We start from the raw sequence: 18,902 nt of genomic DNA, 5'->3' as shown, positions 1-18,902 counted from the left end.
AGCCGCCACGGAACACAGACGCCTGATCACGACACGGGTCAGCGCCGGCGTGTCAGACCCATGACTCGCGCTGACTGGCCATAGCGACGGCAGCCGCCTCGCCACCAAGCGGACCAAGCGAGGGCAACGACTCCTCGCGGATCGGCACTTCCGCCGGCCGCGCAAGATAGAACCCCTGCACGTAATCCACGCCCAGCGCCGCCACGGCCTCCAACGATTCCCGACTCTCCACGAACTCGGCCACGGTCTCCTTCCCGAGGCTGCGCGCGATGGAGACCATATGATGCACCAGCGTCGCGTCCGTGGTGTCGTCGGCGATGTTGGTGATGAAGCTGCCGTCGATCTTGAGGTAGTCGACGGGAAAATGCTTGATGTAGTGGAAGGTGCTGAAGCCGCTGCCGAAGTCATCCAGGGCAAAACGGCAGCCCAGCGCACGCAGACGCGCGACAACGTCGCGGCCCTGCTCCAGATTGGCCACTGCAGCGGTCTCGGTGATCTCGAAAACGAGGCGGGCCGGCGAGACCCGGCTCATCTGCAACCGGTGCGCGATGAGCTCGACGAGGTCCTGGTTGCGGAACGCGTGGCCGGAAAGGTTCACGGAGACGCTGGCGTCGCTATACCCGCCATCCAGTGTGGCGAGGAAGTCCAGGGCCCGATCGACGACCCACAGATCGATATGATGGATCAGCCCGGTACGCTCGGCCACCGGAATGAACTCACCCGGCTGGTGACGGCGACCATCGTGCCCCCGCATACGCAGCAGGCATTCGTAGTGGGAGATACGCCCGTCGAGCAAACGCACGATGGGCTGGAATTCGAAGAACAGGCGGTTGTTCTCGATGGCATCGCGGATGACAGGCGCCATGACATGATCACGCCGCAGTGCCATCAGCCGTGGATCGTCTCCGTCGTAGACATGGACACGGTTACGCCCGTGCTGCTTGGCGAGGTAACAGGCCTGGTCCGCGCGCGCGAGCAGCTCCGTCGTTGGCGCGCGGCGCTCACCGCCGGCCATCGTGGCGACGCCGACACTGGCGCAGGTGCGATAGTAACGGCTGCCGCATCGAAACCGGTTATCCTCGAGACAACGGCGCACCTGTTCCGCACGCTCGACGGCGGCGTCCGCGCCACAATTGCCGAGCAGCAGCACGAACTCATCGGAGCCGATACGGGCGGCGAGATCCGACGTACCGGCGAGGTCTCGAACGAGCCGCCCCACATCGATGAGCAAGCGGTCGCCGACATCGTAACCCTCGAGATCGTTGACCAGCTTGAACCGGTCCACGTCCACCAGAACGATTGCGCAGGGCTGGCTGAGGCTGCTCGCACGCATGACGTTCAGCTCGAGCGCCTCACGCAAGCGGCGGCGGTTCCACAACCCGGTGAGCTCGTCGTGATAGACCATGTGCTGCAGGCGGGATTCGACAACGCGAAGATCTGCGACCTCCGCCTCCAGGCCCCGCGTCACGCGCTGCAGGCGGCGACGCTCAGTCTGCGCAGCGGCCGCCAGGGCGACGCGCTGGTGGGTCTCGCGGGCCGGGGCATGCTCATCGACGACGTCCACCCATGCCTCGCTGTGCGCCGGCGGTGTCTGTCCACGCGCACCGACGACAACCAGGCCGGTGCCGGCCTCGCTCGCCACCGCCAGCAGACGCTTGCGCTGGCCGGGCGAACTCGCCTGCAGGGCGCGCTCGTGAATGACCGCCAGCGCGAGGTCACTTTCGCCGTCACGGTAGCCGTGGCGAATGCGTTCGATCAGGGCAGCCACGTCCACCGTGGCGTGAACGTCACGGAAACCGTGTGCCCGCAGTGACGCCACGCCCGGCTCCGCATCCTCGGGCCCCACCCACGACAGCCGCGCCGTCAGATGTCCTTCGCCCCCGCTCATGCCATTCCTTCCGCATTATTATTCGGCTGTCAGCCATCGCTCCGGCAAATCGGCGGCCGCCACCCCCCGGGCCCGGGCGCGGACATCGCCACGCAACACGGCGAACAGCCAAAGGTAAGCACAGTTCCATTGCTTTCACAACTTTCGCGTGACGCATGCACGCTTCAGCCGCGCAGGCGTTGATACAGGCTCGCCAGCCACGGTGAAGGCTCGGTATCGAGCTCGCGGCGGAAGCACTTGGCCAGGTGCGAGAAACTGCGCTTGAGAGCGGCCTGGTTGCCGAGCGCCGCCTCGCACCGCAGCACACCCGCCCACAACGACTCGCTCAGGCGCAGGTGGTCCAACGCCTCGCGATAGAGCCGCAGCGCCGCGCGCACATCGTCGTGCTCGAGCTCCACGCCCAGGCTGCGCACCGCTCGCTCATAGATGGCATCGAGCTCCGCCTGCCACGCCTCCAGATCGATCTCGTCGAGCCCCGGCAGCTCCCCTACCCCACCGTAGAGCTCGACGGCACGTTGCAGGCTCTCCCCGCCCTCGCGCTCGCCGCGTGCCGCCAGCGCCCGAAACTCCCATGCATCGACCCACACGCGGTCGGGGTCGAGGCGGATACGCCCGCCCTGACTGACCACGGCGCCCGGGTCCTCCAGCACCCGGTCCCTGAGCCTGTGCAGTGTCACGTAAAGGCTGTTGAGCGCCTTGTCCCGTTCGCTGTCCGGCCACAGGCAAGCGGCGAGGCGTTCCTGCGTCTCCCCCTTCGGACCGGCGATCACCAGACGCGCGAGCAACGCCCGCGGCAACGGCTGTGCCCGGCGCGAGCCGTACTGGTGACGCTCACCCACCTCGACGGAGAATCCGCCGAGCACGCGCACGCGACAGCGCCACGGCCAGTGCGCGCGCAGCACGCGATCCGCCGGCGGTGTGAGATCGCGCACGCGAATGAGCCAGCGCGCGTAATCCGGCTCGATGCCTTCAGCCAGCGCCAGGGCGCAGAGCATGGCGAGCTCCCCATCACGCAACAGCAACGGGAAGAACATCCACTGACGTGCCCCGGCCGCGAACGCCCGGCGCAGATAGCCCAGCGCCCGCCACGGGCGGGCGGTGTGCAACGGAATGCGCGCCAGCGCGAGATACATGAACACTTCCAGGAAGTCGCTGCGGAACCCACGCGCAATGGCCCGCGCCTGTGCCGCTGCCCGCAGCGCTTCGCGGCCATGCCCGGCCTCGGCCAGGAATCCCGCATAGACTGCCCGGAACCCTGCCGAGATCACCACCGATCCGTGGCGCTCGCCGGCGACCAGGCTCATGCGCGCGTGCTCGACGGCTTCGTGGACGTTACCGCGCAACCACGCCTGGGCGGATAGAAAATGAGCCTGGAAAGTGTCATAGAAAGGCCGGTTCGCCTTGCAGTCCGTGCGCAGGAACCAGGCCATCCAGTCATCCAGAGTGACCCCGTCGTGGAAGCACAGGGCGCAATGCAGCGGCGGTACGGCGTCGTCCCAGGTACCGATACCGTACTCGCGGATGAGCGCCCGCCCCTTGTCCGCTTCGGCGAGGCAACGCTCGCGATCGCCGTCGAACAGCAGGGCGCATAGCGCCGTGAACGTGCGCCACAGGCACTGGGCAAGCGGCGACGCACCGTCGACGGCGGCCTGCTGACCCTCCATCACCGCCAGCACCCGCATGGCACCGGCACGGCATCCGAACTGCCAGGTGTTGAGATAGAGCAGCTGGCAGGCGAGCATTACCCGCTCGGTATCCGGCATGTCGCCGGAGAGTGCACTCAGGGCCTCGCGCTCCCAGCGCGCAAGCGACGGATCCAGCGGGCGGCCATAGCACACCGCGGCGAGCATGCCCCGCAGCACCGGGAACCACAACGCCGGCGGCAGATGTGCGCGGAACTCGGCCTCGAAGTGGAGGAATTCGTCGATCCAGCGCTCGTACTCCGAGACGTGCGCCCACTCCAGCCAGATGCTGTCGACGATGCCGCTCCAGGCGAGCGCCATATGCGGATAGTCCTGCGCCGCAGCGAGGGATTCCCACGCCCGGCTCAATAACTGACGCGCCGCATGGGTGTCGTGGAGCATCAGGCAGAGCCCTTCCCAGAGGCAGAGCACCGGCTCCTCGCGCCGCCGGGCCTCGGGCAGGGCGTTCAACCAGCCGAACAGCGAATCGCCGCGGCCGGTCTGGATGAGCTCGCCGCCGACGTTCTTCAGCCCCTCGGCGAGCGCATCCTCGTCTCCGGCTTCGATGAGCAGGTTCGCCCCCTCACTCCACTCCCCCGCGGCCCACAGCACACGTCCCCAGCGGCGGCGCTGGGCGGCGAGCTCCGCCGGGGTCGCCTCGGTCTCGGCGCGCCGAAGCAGGAAGTCCCGGAACAGATCGTGAAAACGGCAGACACGGTCGCCCTCGTCATGGGTATCCGTGAATATGAAGGCATGCTCGCGCTGCAGGCGCAGCAACCCCTCGCGGGCGTCGACGATGCCGCTGCCGTCGGCGGCACAGGCAAGCGGAACGCGGGCCGGCAGCGCGCAACGGCGCAGCAGCGTCTGCTCGCTCATGGGCAGCGGTGCATAGATCTCGTGATAAAACCAGTCGTCGAGGGAATCGCCGGCGTGCCGCGCATGCGGTGGCGCCCCCGTGCGTCGCCAGTGCTCGAGCAGCAGCATCAACCCCACGACCCAGCCACGGGTGGTCAGACGCAACGAGCGTCCGGCCTCCTGCTCCCCCGACGACGCCAGGCCCTGGGCATCGAGCAGCGCGCCGGTTTCCTGTTCGTCGAAGGCGAGCATGGCCTCGTCGATCACCACTACACGGCCCTGGCCTCGCAGGCGCGCCCATGCACCGGGTGGCTCGTGGCGACTGCCCACCACGAACCGGCAACGTCCGGAGACGGTGTCGGCAACACGCAGCAGCAGCGGGTGAAGCGGGTGATCCGCCGGCAGGCGGTGGACATCGTCCACCATGACCAACGCCTCTCGTGGCAGGATGGCGGCCATCTCCTCGGCGAAGCGGCGGGCAAAGACATCGGGTGTGGCCGTGTATTCCGGGTTGAGCACGGGCAGGCGCTCGGCCAATGCCCCCATGGTTTCCATGGCACGGGCACGCAGGCCATGGAAGAACTCACCAACGGTGACCCCCGAGTGCATGCCGGTGAAATGTATCAGCCGCAACGCACGGTGGTGGGCGTAGGTCAGCGCTAGTGTGGTCTTGCCGTAGCCTCCCGCCGCCACCAGCCAGACGATGGTGCCCCCGCCCACGGCGTCGAGATCTGCGAATAGCCGTGGTCGCTCGATCGGCGTGAACAAACCCCCACACCCCCTCTTGAATCGCCCGAAAGCCCCGATGAACGCGAGACACACTGCGCCTGCAAAGACTATTGTGCAACTATTCGCTTCGTGGGCGGCAAATACGCGCCATGCAAACCTATTTGCGCCGATGAAGGAGCCGATTCGCGGTCGCCAGCACCGCCTCGATGGTTTCGTCCACGCGCTGGCCGGCATTGATCGCCCCGTTTAGCAGGATCACCATACCCGCTCAGGCATCCTCCGGTCCGATCCAGACATAGGGGTTCCAGGCCACCTCCCACAGGTAACCGTCCGGGTCGGCGAAATAACCCGAATAACCACCCCAGTACACGTCCTGCGCGGGCTTGACCAGGCGCCCCCCGGCGGCCACGGCCTCCGCCAGCACCGCATCCACCGCCTCGCGAGAGGCCACGTTGTGCGCCAGCGTGAATCCCGGGAAGCCACGCATGCCCTCGTCCGGCGTGGCCGCGTCGGCGGCGAGCATCTCGCGGGGGTGAAGAGACAGCCAACTTCCGTTCAGGTCGAAGAAGGCAACCTCATCGGAATCGAACGGGTACCGGGGCAGCCCGAGGCCGTGCTCGTAGAAACGAACGGCGGTTGGTAAATCAGTGACACCGAGGGTGATCATGCTGATCCGGGGTTGCATGGCTCTCTCCGTGAGCGCCGCCGTAATCCGGCGGCAGGTTGTGGGTGAGCGAATGTCAGTCTAGCCACTCCCTCACCGGTCGTGCATGCGTGCCAACACGCACGCCGGGTCCTGGTGTCCTGGAAGCGGACACCAGGACATGGTCGTGTTCATCCCCGTGCGAGATCGCGAATGACGGCCTCGTGTTGCGGGAACGCCTCGACGAGCCCGGTACGATCGCCGAGCCGCATGTCCGCGTAGTCGAACCCCGGTGATACCGCCTCGCTGATGAGCCCGTAGCCGCAGGGCCCATCGAGCAGCCGCGAGGCCTTCCAGACACCGCCGGGGACGGTGAGCTGCAGTCGCTGCCCGGCCACCACGTCCGCGCCCATGTCGACGATCTCCAGCCGGCCGTCGGGCATCAGCAGGTAATAGCGGATGGGATCACCGAGGTGGAAGTAGTGGACGATATCTGAGCGGTTGCAGTGGAAATGCCCCACCGGCGATGCCTGCGTGAGCAGGTAGTGGATGGAGGTCATGAGATACCGCTCGCCGCCATCGGTCGCGACCGTGGGACGGTGGTCGGCCTGATAAGTGCGGCGGAAATAACCACCTTCGACGTGCTCGGTCAGCTCGAGCGCTTCGATCAGCGCGTCAGCACTGGGTGTCGTCGCAGGCACCCGTTCCTCCTGCAGCGGTGGTACGAGCCGGCAGAATACGCCCCAAGGTGATACTAATCTTCTCAGAAGTATTGTCATGCGTCAGCCGGTCTGTGCGCCGATGGGGCAAGGCGCGAGGCGCGCGGTGTAGCCGGGCACCATAAGCGGCGAGCAACGCAGACCCCATCGGCGCACAGACCGGCCCGAAGGGAGCGCCAGAGCGGCCCGGTGGCGGCGTTGCGCTCGCTTGACGTGACCCGGCCACGCCGGCGCGAGCGCGCCTTGCCCCCGAACCGCTCTGGCGCTCTGACACATGACAATACTTCTGAGAAGATTAGTAAGTCCCAAGTGCCAAGTCGAAAGTCTCCGCACCGCCATTCGGTGGCGCGCCGTCGTATGGCTAACACGGGCGCGTCTCCGCAGCACAGATGTCAGCTGCCGAGTGCAGCCGATCTACCCGATTTCCAGCATCGTAGGTCGGTGAGCGCGAAGCGCTGGCCGACATCCCGGGTGGACCGACACCGTCTGCCAGCACCAGCCGATCTACGCGGCTGACAATGGTCGAAACCGACCAAACCGCTCGCCTTCAAAAAACAATCGGTTAAGGGATGTTAGACAGGAGAGGCTCCTCGGCACACGCGGTACCGAGGGGGGCTTTCAACTTGGCCGTTTGAACGTTTCACTCAAGGAGCGGCTTCACCGCGCCCATCCCCGGTAGCCCCTGACCGGCACCGCACAACGGCAGGAGCTGGTTGTGGCGGCACGCATCGAACAGCGCGCGAATCGTCGGCGACAGCGGCTCCCTGGCCAGGGCCACCAGGCCGACGGCATACTCGACATCGGGGTCGTGCAGCGGAATGCCACGAATGCCGCTGTCGCCGCCGAACAGATCGCTGAAGTATTCGGGCATCACGCTTGCCCAGCCCGAGAAGCGTACCTGGGCCCACAGGTGCACCACGGAGTCGGTTTCGATCTCCGCTTCCGGATTACAGTCCACGCTGCGGAACGCCTTGGCGATTATCCGGCGGTTCTGCATGTCCGGTGTCAGCAGGCACAACGGCAGGCGCGCGGCCTCCGCCCAGGTGACGCGTTCCCTGTCGGCCCAGGGGTGATGCTCGGGCAGGAACAGGCAATAGCGTTCCATATACAATGGCAACGTTTCCACGCGCTCCACGGGCTCGTTGTCCAGGTAGGTGATGCCCGCGTCGATGTGGAATTCCTGAACGTCACGCAGGATGTCGTTGGAGGTTGCTGAATGCACGGTAAAGGAAACGCTTGGATGGGCCTGACGCACCACCCGGGTCACCGACGTGGCCATGGGCAACGCCGAGGGGATCACGCCCAGGACGAGCCGACCGCTCAACCCCTCCTTGAGCTCGCTCAGGTCCTGCATCATCGCCGAGCGGTGCTCGAGGATGACCTGGGCCCACTTCAGCACCCGCTGCCCTTCGCCAGTGAGGCCATGGTAGCGCTGCCCGCGTTCGACGATGGGCACGCCCAGTTCCTGCTCCAGCTGGCGAATACGGCCCGACAGGGTGGGCTGCGTGACGTTGCATCGCTCCGCCGCGCGGGTGAAATGCCTCTCCTGGGCCAGGGCGGCCAGGTATTCCAGCTGTCTTATGTCCATGCGTGCCCTTGTCGATAATATGACCCCGCCGACGCCGGCAGGGCCGCCTCATGGCAGCGCCAGCCACGCCGACGGGCTTTCGAACCAGCTCTAGAAGATCCTGACCGCCTTGGACAAGGTGGAGGCGACCCCGATGACGAGCGGGATCAGCACGACGAGCCACGTGAGAATCAACTGTAGCCTGCGATCACGGTTTTCGTTGGTCATGAGTCTCTCCTGCTGACACTGGTCAGTTTCGTGCTCCCGCCGCAACCGCCTGGCCACCGTGGGCCTCGGTCTCGCCCATGAGGTGGCGTTCATGCATCTGCTTGATACGCAGGTTGCACAACAGGCCGAGGAACAACAGCCCCGCCATGATGTACATCGTGACGGTGTAGGCGTCCGCCTTGGCCACCCCCTGATCGATCTGATACTGGCGGATGTAGTTCACCAGAACCGGCCCCACTACGCCGGCAGCCGACCACGCAGTGAGAATCCGGCCGTGGATGCCGCCGACAAAGCGAGTGCCGAAAACGTCGGCGAGATAGGCGGGAATCGTCGCGAAACCACCGCCGTACATGCTGATGATCACCATGTAACCGATCACGAACAGACTGACTGCCCCCAGTTTGCCGCTCATGGGTACGAGCGCGAAAAGCACCATTCCCAGGACGAAGAACGTGCTGAAGGTGGTCCTGCGGCCGATGCGGTCCGACAGGGACGCCCAGAAGAAGCGCCCGGCCATGTTGAACAGGCTCAGCATGCCCACGAATCCGGCGGCCGCACCGGCGGTGATCACGCTAGGGAACATCTCCTGGCTCATCGCCGATGCCTGTCCCAGCACCCCGATCCCGGCGGTGACGTTGAGAAACAGCGCCGCCCACATCAGGTAGAACTGCGGGGTTTTCATTGCCTGGTCGATATGGACGTTGCCATCGGTCACCGGGCTCGCCTTGCGGGTGCTGCTGGCGCCTTCACCGCTCCAGCCCGCCGGTTTCCAGCCCTCCGGCGGCACGCGCACGATACACGCGCCGAACCCGATGGCGACGAAATAGAGAATGCCGAGGACGACGAACGTTGGCGCGACGCCGGCCGACGTCGGCGAGGAGAAATGGTCCATCAGCGCCACCGACATCGGCGATGCCAGCATCGCCCCGCCGCCGAAGCCCATGATCGCCATGCCGGTAGCGAGACCTCTGCGGTCGGGGAACCACTTGATGAGCGTGGAGACCGGGGAGACGTAACCGATCCCCAGGCCGATGCCCCCGAGCACGCCATAGCCCAGGTACAGCAACCAGAGCTGGTGAGTCTGCACCCCCAGGGCGGAGACCAGGAATCCCCCTCCGAACGTCACTGCGCAGACGGCCATGGCCTTGCGCGGACCGACACGCTCGACCCAGTGGCCACCGAAAGCCGCTGCCAGCCCGAGAACGAGAATGGCGATGCTGAATATCCAGCCGATGCTGGTCAGCCGCCAGTCCTCCGGCGCCTGCTCGGTAACGCCGATGATCCGCGTCAATGGCAGGTTGAAGACGCTTAGCGCGTAGACCTGGCCGATGGACAAGTGCACCGCCAGGGCGGCAGGCGGTATCAGCCACCGATTGAAATCACCCGGCGCGGTTATGCGTTCCTTCGACAGAACGCCTGCGTCTGTGTCAATCATGGTCCCTCTCTCCTCCGGTACGCGATGGCCAGTGGCCTGTTCCTTGTATTCCCCCTGAAGGTCGGTCCCACACGGTCCGACGCCCGCCCGCGAGCGGTGGGGGCATCGGGACAAGGTGGTCGGTGTGCGGCCGGGCTAAAGGCGATCCGCGGCCCAGCGTGCCAGTGGCCGCAGGCCGCCGCCGTCCTCGCGGGCATGCTCGGCGAGCGCCATACGCATGCGCGGCTCCCAGAACGCCCGGATGTGTTCGAGAACCGCCTGTTGGCCCCGTTCCTGCGGATAGGCTTCGAAATAGGTGGCGATTTCGTTGGCCATGCGCACGAGCTTGTCGATTTGCATACGCGCTCCGTTCGTTGGGTTGTCCGTGCCCGCATGCTTTCCGCCGGTGCGGGCGTCGTGCCGGCTAATCCACGAGCGCCTGGTTGGTGAGCACGACGAAGGAGTCGGGGCGTGACAGGGCGATCAGTGTCATGCCGGCCTCCTCCGCCAGCCGGATGGCGAGCGCAGTGGGGGCGGAGACGGTGCACAGTGTGCCGATGCCGAAACGCGCGGCCTTCTGGACCAGCTCGTAGCTGCAGCGACTCGTCATCACCACGAACCCCGACTCGGGTGAGAGGCCGCTGCGCAGCATGTTGCCGATGAGCTTGTCCAGCGCGTTGTGCCGGCCGACATCTTCACGCGCGGTTACGATCTCACCACTGACCGTGGCGAACGCTGCCGCGTGAAGCGCGCCCGTGCAGGCATTCAGCGGTTGCCAGCGGCGTAGCCCCGACACCGCGCCATGCACCGCCTGCGCCGTTATGCCGGAGGCCGGCGTCACCCGGCCCACGGGCCGCACTGCGTCGCGCAGCGACTGGACACCGCACAGGCCACAGCCGCTCGCTCCCGCCAGCCGGCGCCCGTCGCCCCGGTCAGCGGCGAGCCGCTGCCCGGCGTGCCGCTCGACCCTCAGCACGATCCCCTCGTCATGCTCCGCCAGTGACAGGCTCGCCACGTCGCTGGCCCGGCTTATCAGTCCCTCGGTATGGAGAAATCCGTAAGCGAAGTCCTCCAGGTCCACCGGGCTGGCGAGCATGACTGCGTAATCCTCGCAATCGACCCGTACCGCTACCGGCGTCTCTTCGGGCACACGCCGATGGCCGCGCTCCAGCGCACCGTCGGCCCAGCGGGCCGTGGACACGTCGCGGTACGGTGCGCCCAGCCACCCTGCCGGCACGGCAACGGCGGCTTCTGACACCACGGGGATGCCCACGGCCGTATTCCGCCGGCCACCCAGCATGGTCACCGATCCGCCTCCACGGCCGCTTCCACCGGCTGCGCCGGCAGGCCCAGCGTGCGCTCGCGCTGCTCTCGGTAGCGCGCCTGGAACTGCGAGGCGGTATCGCTCAATGCGACCTCCACAGCGGTGACCTTGTACTCGGGGCAGTTGGTTGCCCAGTCCGACTGTTCCGTGGTCACCACGTTGGCCGCCGTCTCGGGGAAGTGGAACGTCGTGTAGACGACGCCCGGTGGCACGCGGTCGGAGAACTGCGCTCGCAGGGTGGTCTCGCCGATGCGGCTTCGCACGGCGACGCGCTCGCCGTCGCCAATGCCCCGCTGCTCCGCATCATGGGGATGGATCTCCAGGCGGTCCTCGTCGTGCCAGACGCGGTTGGCCGTGCGCCTGGTCTGCGCACCGACGTTGTACTGCGAGAGGATTCTCCCGGTGGTGAGAAGCAGCGGGAACTTGCGGTTGCTGCGCTCCTCGGTGGGAATATAGGGCGTGAGCATGAACTGTCCCCGCCCCCGGACGAAGGTGTCCACGTGCATGGTGGGCGTGCCCTCGGGATAGGTTTCGTTGCACGGCCACTGGATGCTGCCGAGACGGTCCAGCTTATCGTAGGTCACACCGGCGAAGGTGGGCGTGGTGCGTGCGATCTCGTCCATGATCTCGCCGGGATGGCTGTAGTCCATCTGCGAGCCCAGCGCCCGCGCCAGGGCCAGGGTGATCTCCCAGTCCGCCTTGCCCCCCGGCGGCGCCACCGCCCGGCGAACCCGATTGATCCGGCGTTCGGCGTTGGTGAAGGTGCCGTCCTTCTCCAGGAACGTGGAGCCGGGTAGGAAAACGTGGGCGTAGCTGGCGGTTTCGTTGAGGAACAGGTCCTGAACGATCACGCACTCCATGGCCTCCAGACCGGCGGCGATGTGCTGGATATTCGGGTCGGACTGGAGGATGTCCTCGCCCTGGATGTAGATCGCCTTGAAGCTGCCGTCGATGGCGGCATCGATCATGTTGGGAATGCGCAGACCGGGCTCGCTGTCCAGATCGAGCCCCCACTCGCGCTCGAAGATGCCGCGCACCTCATCGTTTGCCACGTGGCGGTACCCCGGGAACTCGTGGGGGAACGAGCCCATGTCGCAGGAGCCCTGAACGTTGTTCTGCCCGCGCAGGGGATTCACGCCGACACCGCGGCGGCCGAGGTTGCCGGTGAGCATGGCGAGGTTGGCCATGCCCATGACCATGGTCGAGCCCTGGCTGTGCTCGGTCACGCCCAGACCGTAGTAGATCGCGGCGTTGTCAGCCCGGGCATAGAGCCGGGCGGCGCCGCGCAGCGTTTCCGCCGGCACCCCCGTGACGTCCGCCACCGCCTCCGGGGCGTTCTCGGGCCGGGCGATGAACTCGCGCCAGTCGGCGTAGGCCTCCGCCTCGCAGCGCTCGGCGACGAACGCCTCGTCCGCCAGGCCCTCGGTGACGATCACGTGGGCGAGGGCGTTGACCAGTGCGACATTGGTACCCGGGCGGAGCTGTAGGTGGTAGTCGGCCTCGACGTGGGGCGTACGCACCAGGTCGATACGCCGCGGATCCACGACGATGAGGCCGGCACCCTCGCGCAGGCGTCGCTTCATCTGCGAGGCAAACACCGGGTGGGCGTCGGTGGGGTTGGCGCCGATCACCAGGATCACGTCGGCGTCCTCCACCGAGTCGAAGTCCTGGGTGCCCGCCGACGTACCGAAGGCCGTCTTCAAGCCGTAGCCGGTTGGTGAGTGACACACACGCGCGCAGGTATCCACGTTGTTGGTGGCGAACACCGCGCGGGCGAGCTTCTGCACCAGGTAGGTCTCCTCGTTGGTACAGCGCGAGGAGGTAATCGCCCCGGCCGCTCCCCGGCCGTACTCCGCCTGGATAGTGCGAATGCGCTCGGCGGCGAAGCCGATGGCCTCCTCCCAGCTCACCTCGCGCCAGGCGTCGGTGATCCGTTCGCGGATCATGGGCGTGGTAATGCGGTCCGGATGGGTGGCGTAACCCCACGCAAACCGGCCCTTCACACAGGAATGGCCATGGTTCGCCTGGCCATCCTTGTACGGCACCATCCGGATGACCTGATCGCCGCGCAGCTCCGCCTTGAACGAGCAGCCCACGCCGCAGTAACCGCAGGTGGTGATCACGCTGCGCTCGGGCTGGCCGTGCTCGATCACGGTCTTCTCCTGCAACGTCGCCGTGGGGCACGCCTGAACACAGGCACCGCAGGAGACGCACTCCGAGTCCAGAAACGGATCCTGCTGGCCGGCACTGATCACCGACTCGAACCCCCGGCCGTGCACCGTCAGCGCGAAGGTGCCCTGCACCTCCTCGCAGGCGCGCACACAGCGTGAGCACACGATGCACTTGCTCGGATCGAAGCTGAAGTATGGGTTGGAGTCGTCCACCGGGGCGTCGAGATGGTTCGCCCCTTCGTAGCCGTAGCGTACCTCGCGCAAACCGACGGCGCCGGCCATGTCCTGGAGCTCGCAATTGCCGTTGGCCGAGCAGGTCAGGCAGTCCAGTGGGTGATCGGAGATGTAGAGCTCCATCACGCCCCGGCGCAGCTTCTCCAGCGCCGGCGTCTGCGTCCGGACCACCATGCCCGGCTCCACGTTGGTATGACAGGAGGCGGGGTAGCCCTTTCGCCCTTCGATCTCGACGGTGCACAAGCGGCAGGAGCCGAAAGCCTCCAGGCTGTCGGTGGCGCACAGACGGGGGATGGCGATGTCCGCCGTCATCGCCGCGCGCATCACGGAGGTGCCGGCAGGGACGGTGACCGTGTGGCCGTCCACCTCCAGGGTGACGGTGCGGCTATCGGTGCTCGCGGGCGTCCCGTAGTCGGTTTCCTGTACTACAGCCATCGTTACCTCTCTGCGGGGCTACCCCACCGCGGCGGCCGCGGGCGTTCCGAAGTCCTCGGGGAAGTGTTTCAGCGCACTGCGCACGGGATAGGGGGTCAATCCGCCAAGAGCGCAAAGCGAGCCATTCTCCATCACGTCACAGAGATCACCGAGCAGGGTCAGGTTAACGTCCGCGTCGGTGCCGGCACGGATGCGGTCGATCACCTCCACGCCGCGGGTGGATCCGATCCGGCAGGGGGTGCACTTGCCACAGGACTCGATGGCGCAGAACTCCATCGCGAAGCGCGCCTGCTCGGCCATGTCCGCGGTGTCGTCGAACACGACCACGCCGCCATGACCGATCATGCCGTCGCGCCCGGCGAACGCCTCGTAATCCAGGGGTGTGTCGAACAGCGAGGCCGGAAAGTAAGCCCCCAGCGGGCCACCGGTCTGGACGGCACGCACGGGCCGGCCCGAAGCGGTGCCGCCACCGAGCTCCTCGACCACATGGCCGAGCGTGGCACCGAACGGCAGCTCGTAGAGCCCGGGGCGACGGACGTTGCCGCAGAGCTGCACCGTCAGGGTACCCCGGGACTTGCCGCAGCCGAGCGCCGCATAGGCGTCCTCGCCATCGGCGAGTATCGCCGGCACGGTCGCCAGCGTGATGACGTTGTTGACCACCGTGGGCGCTCCGAAGGCACCTTCCAGCGCAGGCAGCGGCGGCTTGAAGCGAATCGTGCCGCGTTTGCCCTCCAGGCTCTCGAGCAGCGAGGTCTCCTCGCCGCAGATGTAGGCGCCCGCCCCCACCCGGATATCGATATCAAAACGGTGGCCGGCGCCCAGCACGTCAGCGCCGAGCAGGCCGTGGTCGTAGGCGACGGCGATCGCCTGTCGCAGCGTCCGCAGGGCGTGGGGATACTCGGATCGCAGGTAGATGTAGCCCTGCTCCGCGCCCACCGCGAACCCGGCGATCGCCATACCCTCGATCAGGCTCAAGGGGTCCCCTTCCATGAGCATGCGGTCGGCGAAGGTGCCGCTGTCGCCCTCGTCGGCATTGCACACCACGTACTTGTGTGCCGCGTCTGCGGAATGGGTGGTACGCCATTTCACGCCGGTGGGGAAACCGGCGCCGCCGCGACCGCGCAGGCCGGCGTGGGTAACCGCCTCGATGACCCCCGCCGGCCCCAACGCCAGCGCCCGGCGCATGCCGTCGGTGCCTCCGTGGGCCACGTACGCATCCCACGAGACGGGGTCGATGACGCCGCAGCGTCCGAAGTTGACCCGCTTCTGCCCCTGTGCCGCGAGCAGCTCGTCGATCGGGCCGAGGTGCAGGGGATGCGACCGGTCGTCTGCCCATGCGTCCAGAACCGAGGGAACATCCGACGCCGACACCGGCCCGTAGCCCTCGCGCCGGCCATCGCGTTCCACCTCGATCATGGGCTCCAGCCAGAAGAGTCCACGGGATCCCGTACGTACCAGCTCGAGCGCGACGCTCCGGGACGCCGCCTCGCGCTCGAGCGCGTCGGCAACGGCACCCGCGCCGATGGATAGCGCGCTGCTGTCCTGGGAAATGAACACCCTCACGCCGACGCCTCCCTGCCAAGCTCGGCAATCAGGTGGGTGACGCGCTCGCCGTCGAGCCGGCCGTGGGTTTCGCCGCCTACCTGCGCGGCCGGGCTGCACGCGCAATTGCCGAGGCAGTAGACCGCCTCCACCTCGACGGCGCCGTGGGAGGCCTCGGCGGCCCCTTGCGCCGCATCCCATACAGCACGCCCGCCCATGGCCTGACACGCCTCGGCCCGGCAGATCTTCACCACCCGGGCGGCGGCGGGCTCGGTGCGAAAGTCGGCATAGAAACTGACCACGCCGTCCACCTCGGCCCGCGTGAGATTGAGCCGGGCCGCGATGCCGGCGACAGCGTCCCGGGAGATGTAGCCGTAGCGGTGCTGGACGTCATGCAGGATGGGAAGGAGCGCGCCGGGCTCGTCGATGTGCCGCCGGCAGACATCGTCGACGACCGCCGACAGGGTGTCGCAGTGCTCTGGCATGTCACTCCTCCTCAGGGCGATTCGCGCCGGGCACGGGCGCTGAATCGTTGCAATTGTCGACCTGAGGACGACGCTAGATTTGCGGTCGACAAGCGTCAAATCGCTGATTTCAATGACATCATCGCCCTCCCCTATGGTGCAGTGCAGCTTCCGCCCTCAACACCGGCGGTTCGGCGCATGAGCGACGAAGCCGGCATTGGATTCCGCGGCCGGCTTGCATGCACAACCCCGGTCCAGGCAGGAATCAATGGGAAGGGGCATCACCGCGGAGCGCTCCGACACCGGCACGATGTCCGAGATCGCGCAGGCACGGCCCGGCGTCCGGGCGAGCGGAGGAGAAGGGCGCCGCTGTCGGTCTCGTCTACGGCGCCAAAGTCAGGTGCCGGGTCTGACGGGCGATCACGCGCTCTTCGTCAGCAGGAACGGCGAACACACCGACAGCGCTGTCCCCGTCGTGGAGTCGAACGTCCCCGGCCGCGTTGGCGCGTTCGTCGAGACTCATACCGAGCCAGGCGAGACCGTCGACGATGCGTGCGCGCACGGGCGCGGCATGCTCACCGATACCACCGGTGAACACCAGCGCATCCAGCCCCCCGAGGGTGGCGATGAGGGAACCGGCGAGACTCACGGCGCGGTAGACGAACAGCGCCACCGCTTCCTCGGCGTTCGCGTCGTCGCTCGCCAGCAGCGTCTGCATGTCATCGCTGATGCCGGAGAGGCCGAGCAGACCGGACTCTCGGCTCAGCATCGCCTCGACCTGCTCCGCGCTCATGCCCCGATCGCGCATCAGGTGGAAGATCACGCCCGGGTCGAGCGTGCCGCAACGCCTGCCCATGACGAGACCGTCGAGGGCAGTGAAGCCCATGCTGGTGGCAACGCTTTGCCGGCCGAGCATGGCGCAGAGGCTGGCGCCGTGGCCGAGGTGGGCCACGATCACCCGGCCATCGGCGCGACCACCGGCGTACCGGGGCAGGACGTCGGCGATGTGCTGGTAGGAAAGCCCGTGGAAGCCGTAGCGCAACACGCCTTCGTCCGCGAGCGTCCGGGGCAGCGCGAATAGCTGCGCGAGCCGCGGCTGGGTTCGGTGAAACGCCGTGTCGAAGGCAGCCACCTGGGTAATAGCCGGCCAGCGATCGGCGACCGCACGTATGCCCGCCAGGTTGTGGGGCTGATGCGCCGGCGCGAGCGGAATCAGCCCCCGGAGCGCGTCGATGACCGCGTCGGTGATCACGACCGGCGCGTCGAAGTCGCGCCCGCCGTGGACCACGCGGTGCCCGGCCGCGACGACCTCCAGGCCCGGGCATTCACGGCCGATCCGCGCCAGCAGCCAGCCGGTGAGGGACTCGTGATCCTGATCGCCACCTTCGACGGGCAACGACTCGGCGCCCTCGCCCCCCGCCAAGTGTGCGACGTAGCGGGGCGTTCCGCCGATACCGAGGACGGCACCACGCCACAGCGCCTCCCCCCCGCCTTCCGCGGGAAACGCCGCCGCCTTCACGGAGGACGAGCCTGCGTTGATCACCAGCACGGCGGCCGTCATGACGCATCCCTGCCCCAATGGCGCACATAGAGCTGGGCAAGTGCCGCCGAGGCCAGTCGCGAGAGCGTGTCGTCCGAGCGGCTGGTGAGCATCACCGGCACCCGGGCCCCGAGGACGATACCCGCGGCGTCGGCACCGGCAAGATGGATGAGCTGCTTGGCCATCATGTTGCCTGCCTCCAGGTCAGGCGCCACCAGGATGTCGGCCTTGCCGGCCACCGGCGAGTCGATTCCCTTGGTTCTCGCCGCCTCGGCGGAGATGGCGTTGTCGAAGGCGAGCGGACCATCGAGCACACCACCGGTGATCTGGCCACGCTGGGCCATTTTGCACAACGCCGCCGCCTCCACGGTGGAGGGGAACTTGGCATCCACGGTCTCCACGGCCGACAGTAACGCCACCCGCGGCGTGTCGATCGCCAGGGCGTGGAGCAGATCGATGGCGTTCTGGACGATATCGTGCTTGTCCGCCAGCGACGGATAAATGTTCACGGCACCATCGGTGATGAACACCGCCCTTGGGTAGTGGGGTACGTCGAGGGCATAGACGTGACTCATCCGGCGCTCGGTGCGGAGCCCGGCGGTGCGGTCGACCACCGCTTCCATTACCTCGTCGGTGTGCAGCGACCCCTTCATGAGCGCTTCCACCCGCCCCTCCCGGGCAAGCGCCACGGCCCGTTCGGCCGCGGCATGACTGTGCGGGACGTCCACGATCTCGGTATCGTCGAGCGAGACGCCCGCGCTTTCCGCAGTCGCGCGGATTCTCGCCTCGGGCCCGACCAGAACCGGCACGACAAGACCCTCCCGGGCAGCCTCGAGCGCACCCGTGAGCGCGACGGGCTCGCACGGGTGGATGACAGCGGTGGCAATGGGCGCGAGATCGTGGGTGGCCTCGATCAGTCGCCGGTAACGGGCGCCACGCTCGTGCAGATGAACTTCGGGCAGCACCGCCCGCGGGCGCCGAACCTTCTGCGTGGGCGCGAGCACTTCCGCCTCGCCGCTGATGACGCTCTCACCATCCTGGTTCCAACAGCGGCAGTCGAGAATCACACGGTGGTTCTCGGCGTTCATCTCGCGCACCGTCACGCGCACGGTCACGGTATCGCCGATGCCCACCGGCCGGCGAAAGCTCAACGACTGATTGAGATAGATCGTGCCCGGCCCGGGCAGCTCGGTGCCGAGGACCGCCGAGATCAGAGCCCCGCCCCACATGCCGTGGGCAATGACCTTGTGGAAGCGGTCGGACCTGGCGTACTCCTCGTCGACATGGGCGGGGTTCACGTCACCGGACATCACGGCGAAGAGCTCGATGTCCTGGGGCCGCAGCGTCCGGGTAAGCTCGGCGGTATCGCCGACAGCAAGCTCCTCGAAGGTACGGTTCTCGATATACAGCCCCGAGGCCTCGGTCACGTTGGTCGATTCATTCATGGCGGCGTTTCCTTTGCCAGTA

Annotated in this window: 14 protein-coding genes; all 14 read right to left on the bottom strand. The window is 67.2% G+C overall.

Annotation, left to right across the window (positions count from 1 at the left end):
- Positions 1–52: 52 nt before the first annotated feature.
- Positions 53–1,888, bottom strand: coding sequence for a putative bifunctional diguanylate cyclase/phosphodiesterase (locus ACPEES_RS09870; RefSeq protein WP_435103301.1), 1,836 nt, complete (start codon positions 1,886–1,888; stop codon positions 53–55).
- 164 nt (positions 1,889–2,052) lie between these two features.
- The gene (locus ACPEES_RS09865; protein ID WP_435103300.1) at positions 2,053–5,193 is read right to left on the bottom strand and encodes a BTAD domain-containing putative transcriptional regulator; all 3,141 of its coding nucleotides are present in this window, start codon (positions 5,191–5,193) and stop codon (positions 2,053–2,055) included.
- A gap of 229 nt (positions 5,194–5,422) precedes the next feature.
- The gene (locus tag ACPEES_RS09860) at positions 5,423–5,839 is read right to left on the bottom strand and encodes a VOC family protein (RefSeq protein ID WP_435103299.1); all 417 of its coding nucleotides are present in this window, start codon (positions 5,837–5,839) and stop codon (positions 5,423–5,425) included.
- Positions 5,840–5,988: 149 nt separating this feature from the next.
- Positions 5,989–6,498, bottom strand: coding sequence for a cupin domain-containing protein (locus ACPEES_RS09855; protein WP_435103298.1), 510 nt, complete (start codon positions 6,496–6,498; stop codon positions 5,989–5,991).
- Between the two features lie 658 nt (positions 6,499–7,156).
- On the bottom strand, positions 7,157–8,104 hold the full coding sequence (locus ACPEES_RS09850) for a LysR family transcriptional regulator (protein ID WP_435103297.1): 948 nt from the start codon (positions 8,102–8,104) through the stop codon (positions 7,157–7,159).
- A gap of 90 nt (positions 8,105–8,194) precedes the next feature.
- Positions 8,195–8,311 (bottom strand): MFS transporter small subunit, encoded by a 117-nt coding sequence (locus ACPEES_RS09845; RefSeq protein ID WP_435103296.1) that lies wholly within the window; start codon positions 8,309–8,311, stop codon positions 8,195–8,197.
- A 22-nt stretch (positions 8,312–8,333) separates the two neighbouring features.
- Entirely contained in the window at positions 8,334–9,746 is a 1,413-nt protein-coding gene (locus ACPEES_RS09840; RefSeq protein WP_435103295.1) for an L-lactate MFS transporter, read from the bottom strand.
- Between the two features lie 135 nt (positions 9,747–9,881).
- Positions 9,882–10,085 carry a formate dehydrogenase subunit delta gene (locus ACPEES_RS09835; RefSeq protein ID WP_435103294.1) on the bottom strand — a complete coding sequence of 68 codons (204 nt, stop codon included), beginning with the start codon at positions 10,083–10,085 and terminating at the stop codon, positions 9,882–9,884.
- Between the two features lie 64 nt (positions 10,086–10,149).
- On the bottom strand, positions 10,150–11,025 hold the full coding sequence (gene fdhD / locus ACPEES_RS09830) for a formate dehydrogenase accessory sulfurtransferase FdhD (RefSeq protein ID WP_435103349.1): 876 nt from the start codon (positions 11,023–11,025) through the stop codon (positions 10,150–10,152).
- 2 nt (positions 11,026–11,027) lie between these two features.
- Positions 11,028–13,889 carry a formate dehydrogenase subunit alpha gene (gene fdhF, locus ACPEES_RS09825; RefSeq protein ID WP_435103293.1) on the bottom strand — a complete coding sequence of 954 codons (2,862 nt, stop codon included), beginning with the start codon at positions 13,887–13,889 and terminating at the stop codon, positions 11,028–11,030.
- Between the two features lie 18 nt (positions 13,890–13,907).
- Positions 13,908–15,452, bottom strand: a complete 1,545-nt coding sequence (locus ACPEES_RS09820; protein WP_435103292.1) for a formate dehydrogenase beta subunit — start codon at positions 15,450–15,452, stop codon at positions 13,908–13,910.
- On the bottom strand, positions 15,449–15,916 hold the full coding sequence (locus ACPEES_RS09815) for an NAD(P)H-dependent oxidoreductase subunit E (RefSeq protein WP_435103291.1): 468 nt from the start codon (positions 15,914–15,916) through the stop codon (positions 15,449–15,451). Before ACPEES_RS09815 ends, ACPEES_RS09820 begins: the two co-directional genes overlap by 4 nt.
- A gap of 361 nt (positions 15,917–16,277) precedes the next feature.
- Entirely contained in the window at positions 16,278–17,456 is a 1,179-nt protein-coding gene (locus ACPEES_RS09810) for an acetate/propionate family kinase (protein ID WP_435103290.1), read from the bottom strand.
- On the bottom strand, positions 17,453–18,880 hold the full coding sequence (locus ACPEES_RS09805) for a bifunctional enoyl-CoA hydratase/phosphate acetyltransferase (RefSeq protein WP_435103289.1): 1,428 nt from the start codon (positions 18,878–18,880) through the stop codon (positions 17,453–17,455). The genes ACPEES_RS09810 and ACPEES_RS09805 overlap by 4 nt, the downstream gene beginning before the upstream one ends.
- Positions 18,881–18,902 lie beyond the last annotated feature (22 nt).

This window comes from Arhodomonas sp. AD133, assembly GCF_051195215.1.
GTDB lineage: Bacteria > Pseudomonadota > Gammaproteobacteria > Nitrococcales > Nitrococcaceae > Arhodomonas.
This window is presented reverse-complemented; position numbering and strand designations above follow the sequence as displayed.

What these genes read in the sequence shown, in the direction of transcription:
- ACPEES_RS09870 (WP_435103301.1), bottom strand. Translation starts at nt 1,888, where the DNA reads ATGAGCGGGGGCGAAGGACATCTGACGGCGCGGCTGTCGTGGGTGGGG.
- ACPEES_RS09860 (WP_435103299.1), bottom strand. Translation starts at nt 5,839, where the DNA reads ATGCAACCCCGGATCAGCATGATCACCCTCGGTGTCACTGATTTACCA.
- ACPEES_RS09850 (WP_435103297.1), bottom strand. Translation starts at nt 8,104, where the DNA reads ATGGACATAAGACAGCTGGAATACCTGGCCGCCCTGGCCCAGGAGAGG.
- ACPEES_RS09845 (WP_435103296.1), bottom strand. Translation starts at nt 8,311, where the DNA reads ATGACCAACGAAAACCGTGATCGCAGGCTACAGTTGATTCTCACGTGG.
- ACPEES_RS09840 (WP_435103295.1), bottom strand. Translation starts at nt 9,746, where the DNA reads ATGATTGACACAGACGCAGGCGTTCTGTCGAAGGAACGCATAACCGCG.
- ACPEES_RS09835 (WP_435103294.1), bottom strand. Translation starts at nt 10,085, where the DNA reads ATGCAAATCGACAAGCTCGTGCGCATGGCCAACGAAATCGCCACCTAT.
- fdhD (WP_435103349.1), bottom strand. Translation starts at nt 11,025, where the DNA reads ATGCTGGGTGGCCGGCGGAATACGGCCGTGGGCATCCCCGTGGTGTCA.
- fdhF (WP_435103293.1), bottom strand. Translation starts at nt 13,889, where the DNA reads ATGGCTGTAGTACAGGAAACCGACTACGGGACGCCCGCGAGCACCGAT.
- ACPEES_RS09815 (WP_435103291.1), bottom strand. Translation starts at nt 15,916, where the DNA reads ATGCCAGAGCACTGCGACACCCTGTCGGCGGTCGTCGACGATGTCTGC.
- ACPEES_RS09810 (WP_435103290.1), bottom strand. Translation starts at nt 17,456, where the DNA reads ATGACGGCCGCCGTGCTGGTGATCAACGCAGGCTCGTCCTCCGTGAAG.
- ACPEES_RS09805 (WP_435103289.1), bottom strand. Translation starts at nt 18,880, where the DNA reads ATGAATGAATCGACCAACGTGACCGAGGCCTCGGGGCTGTATATCGAG.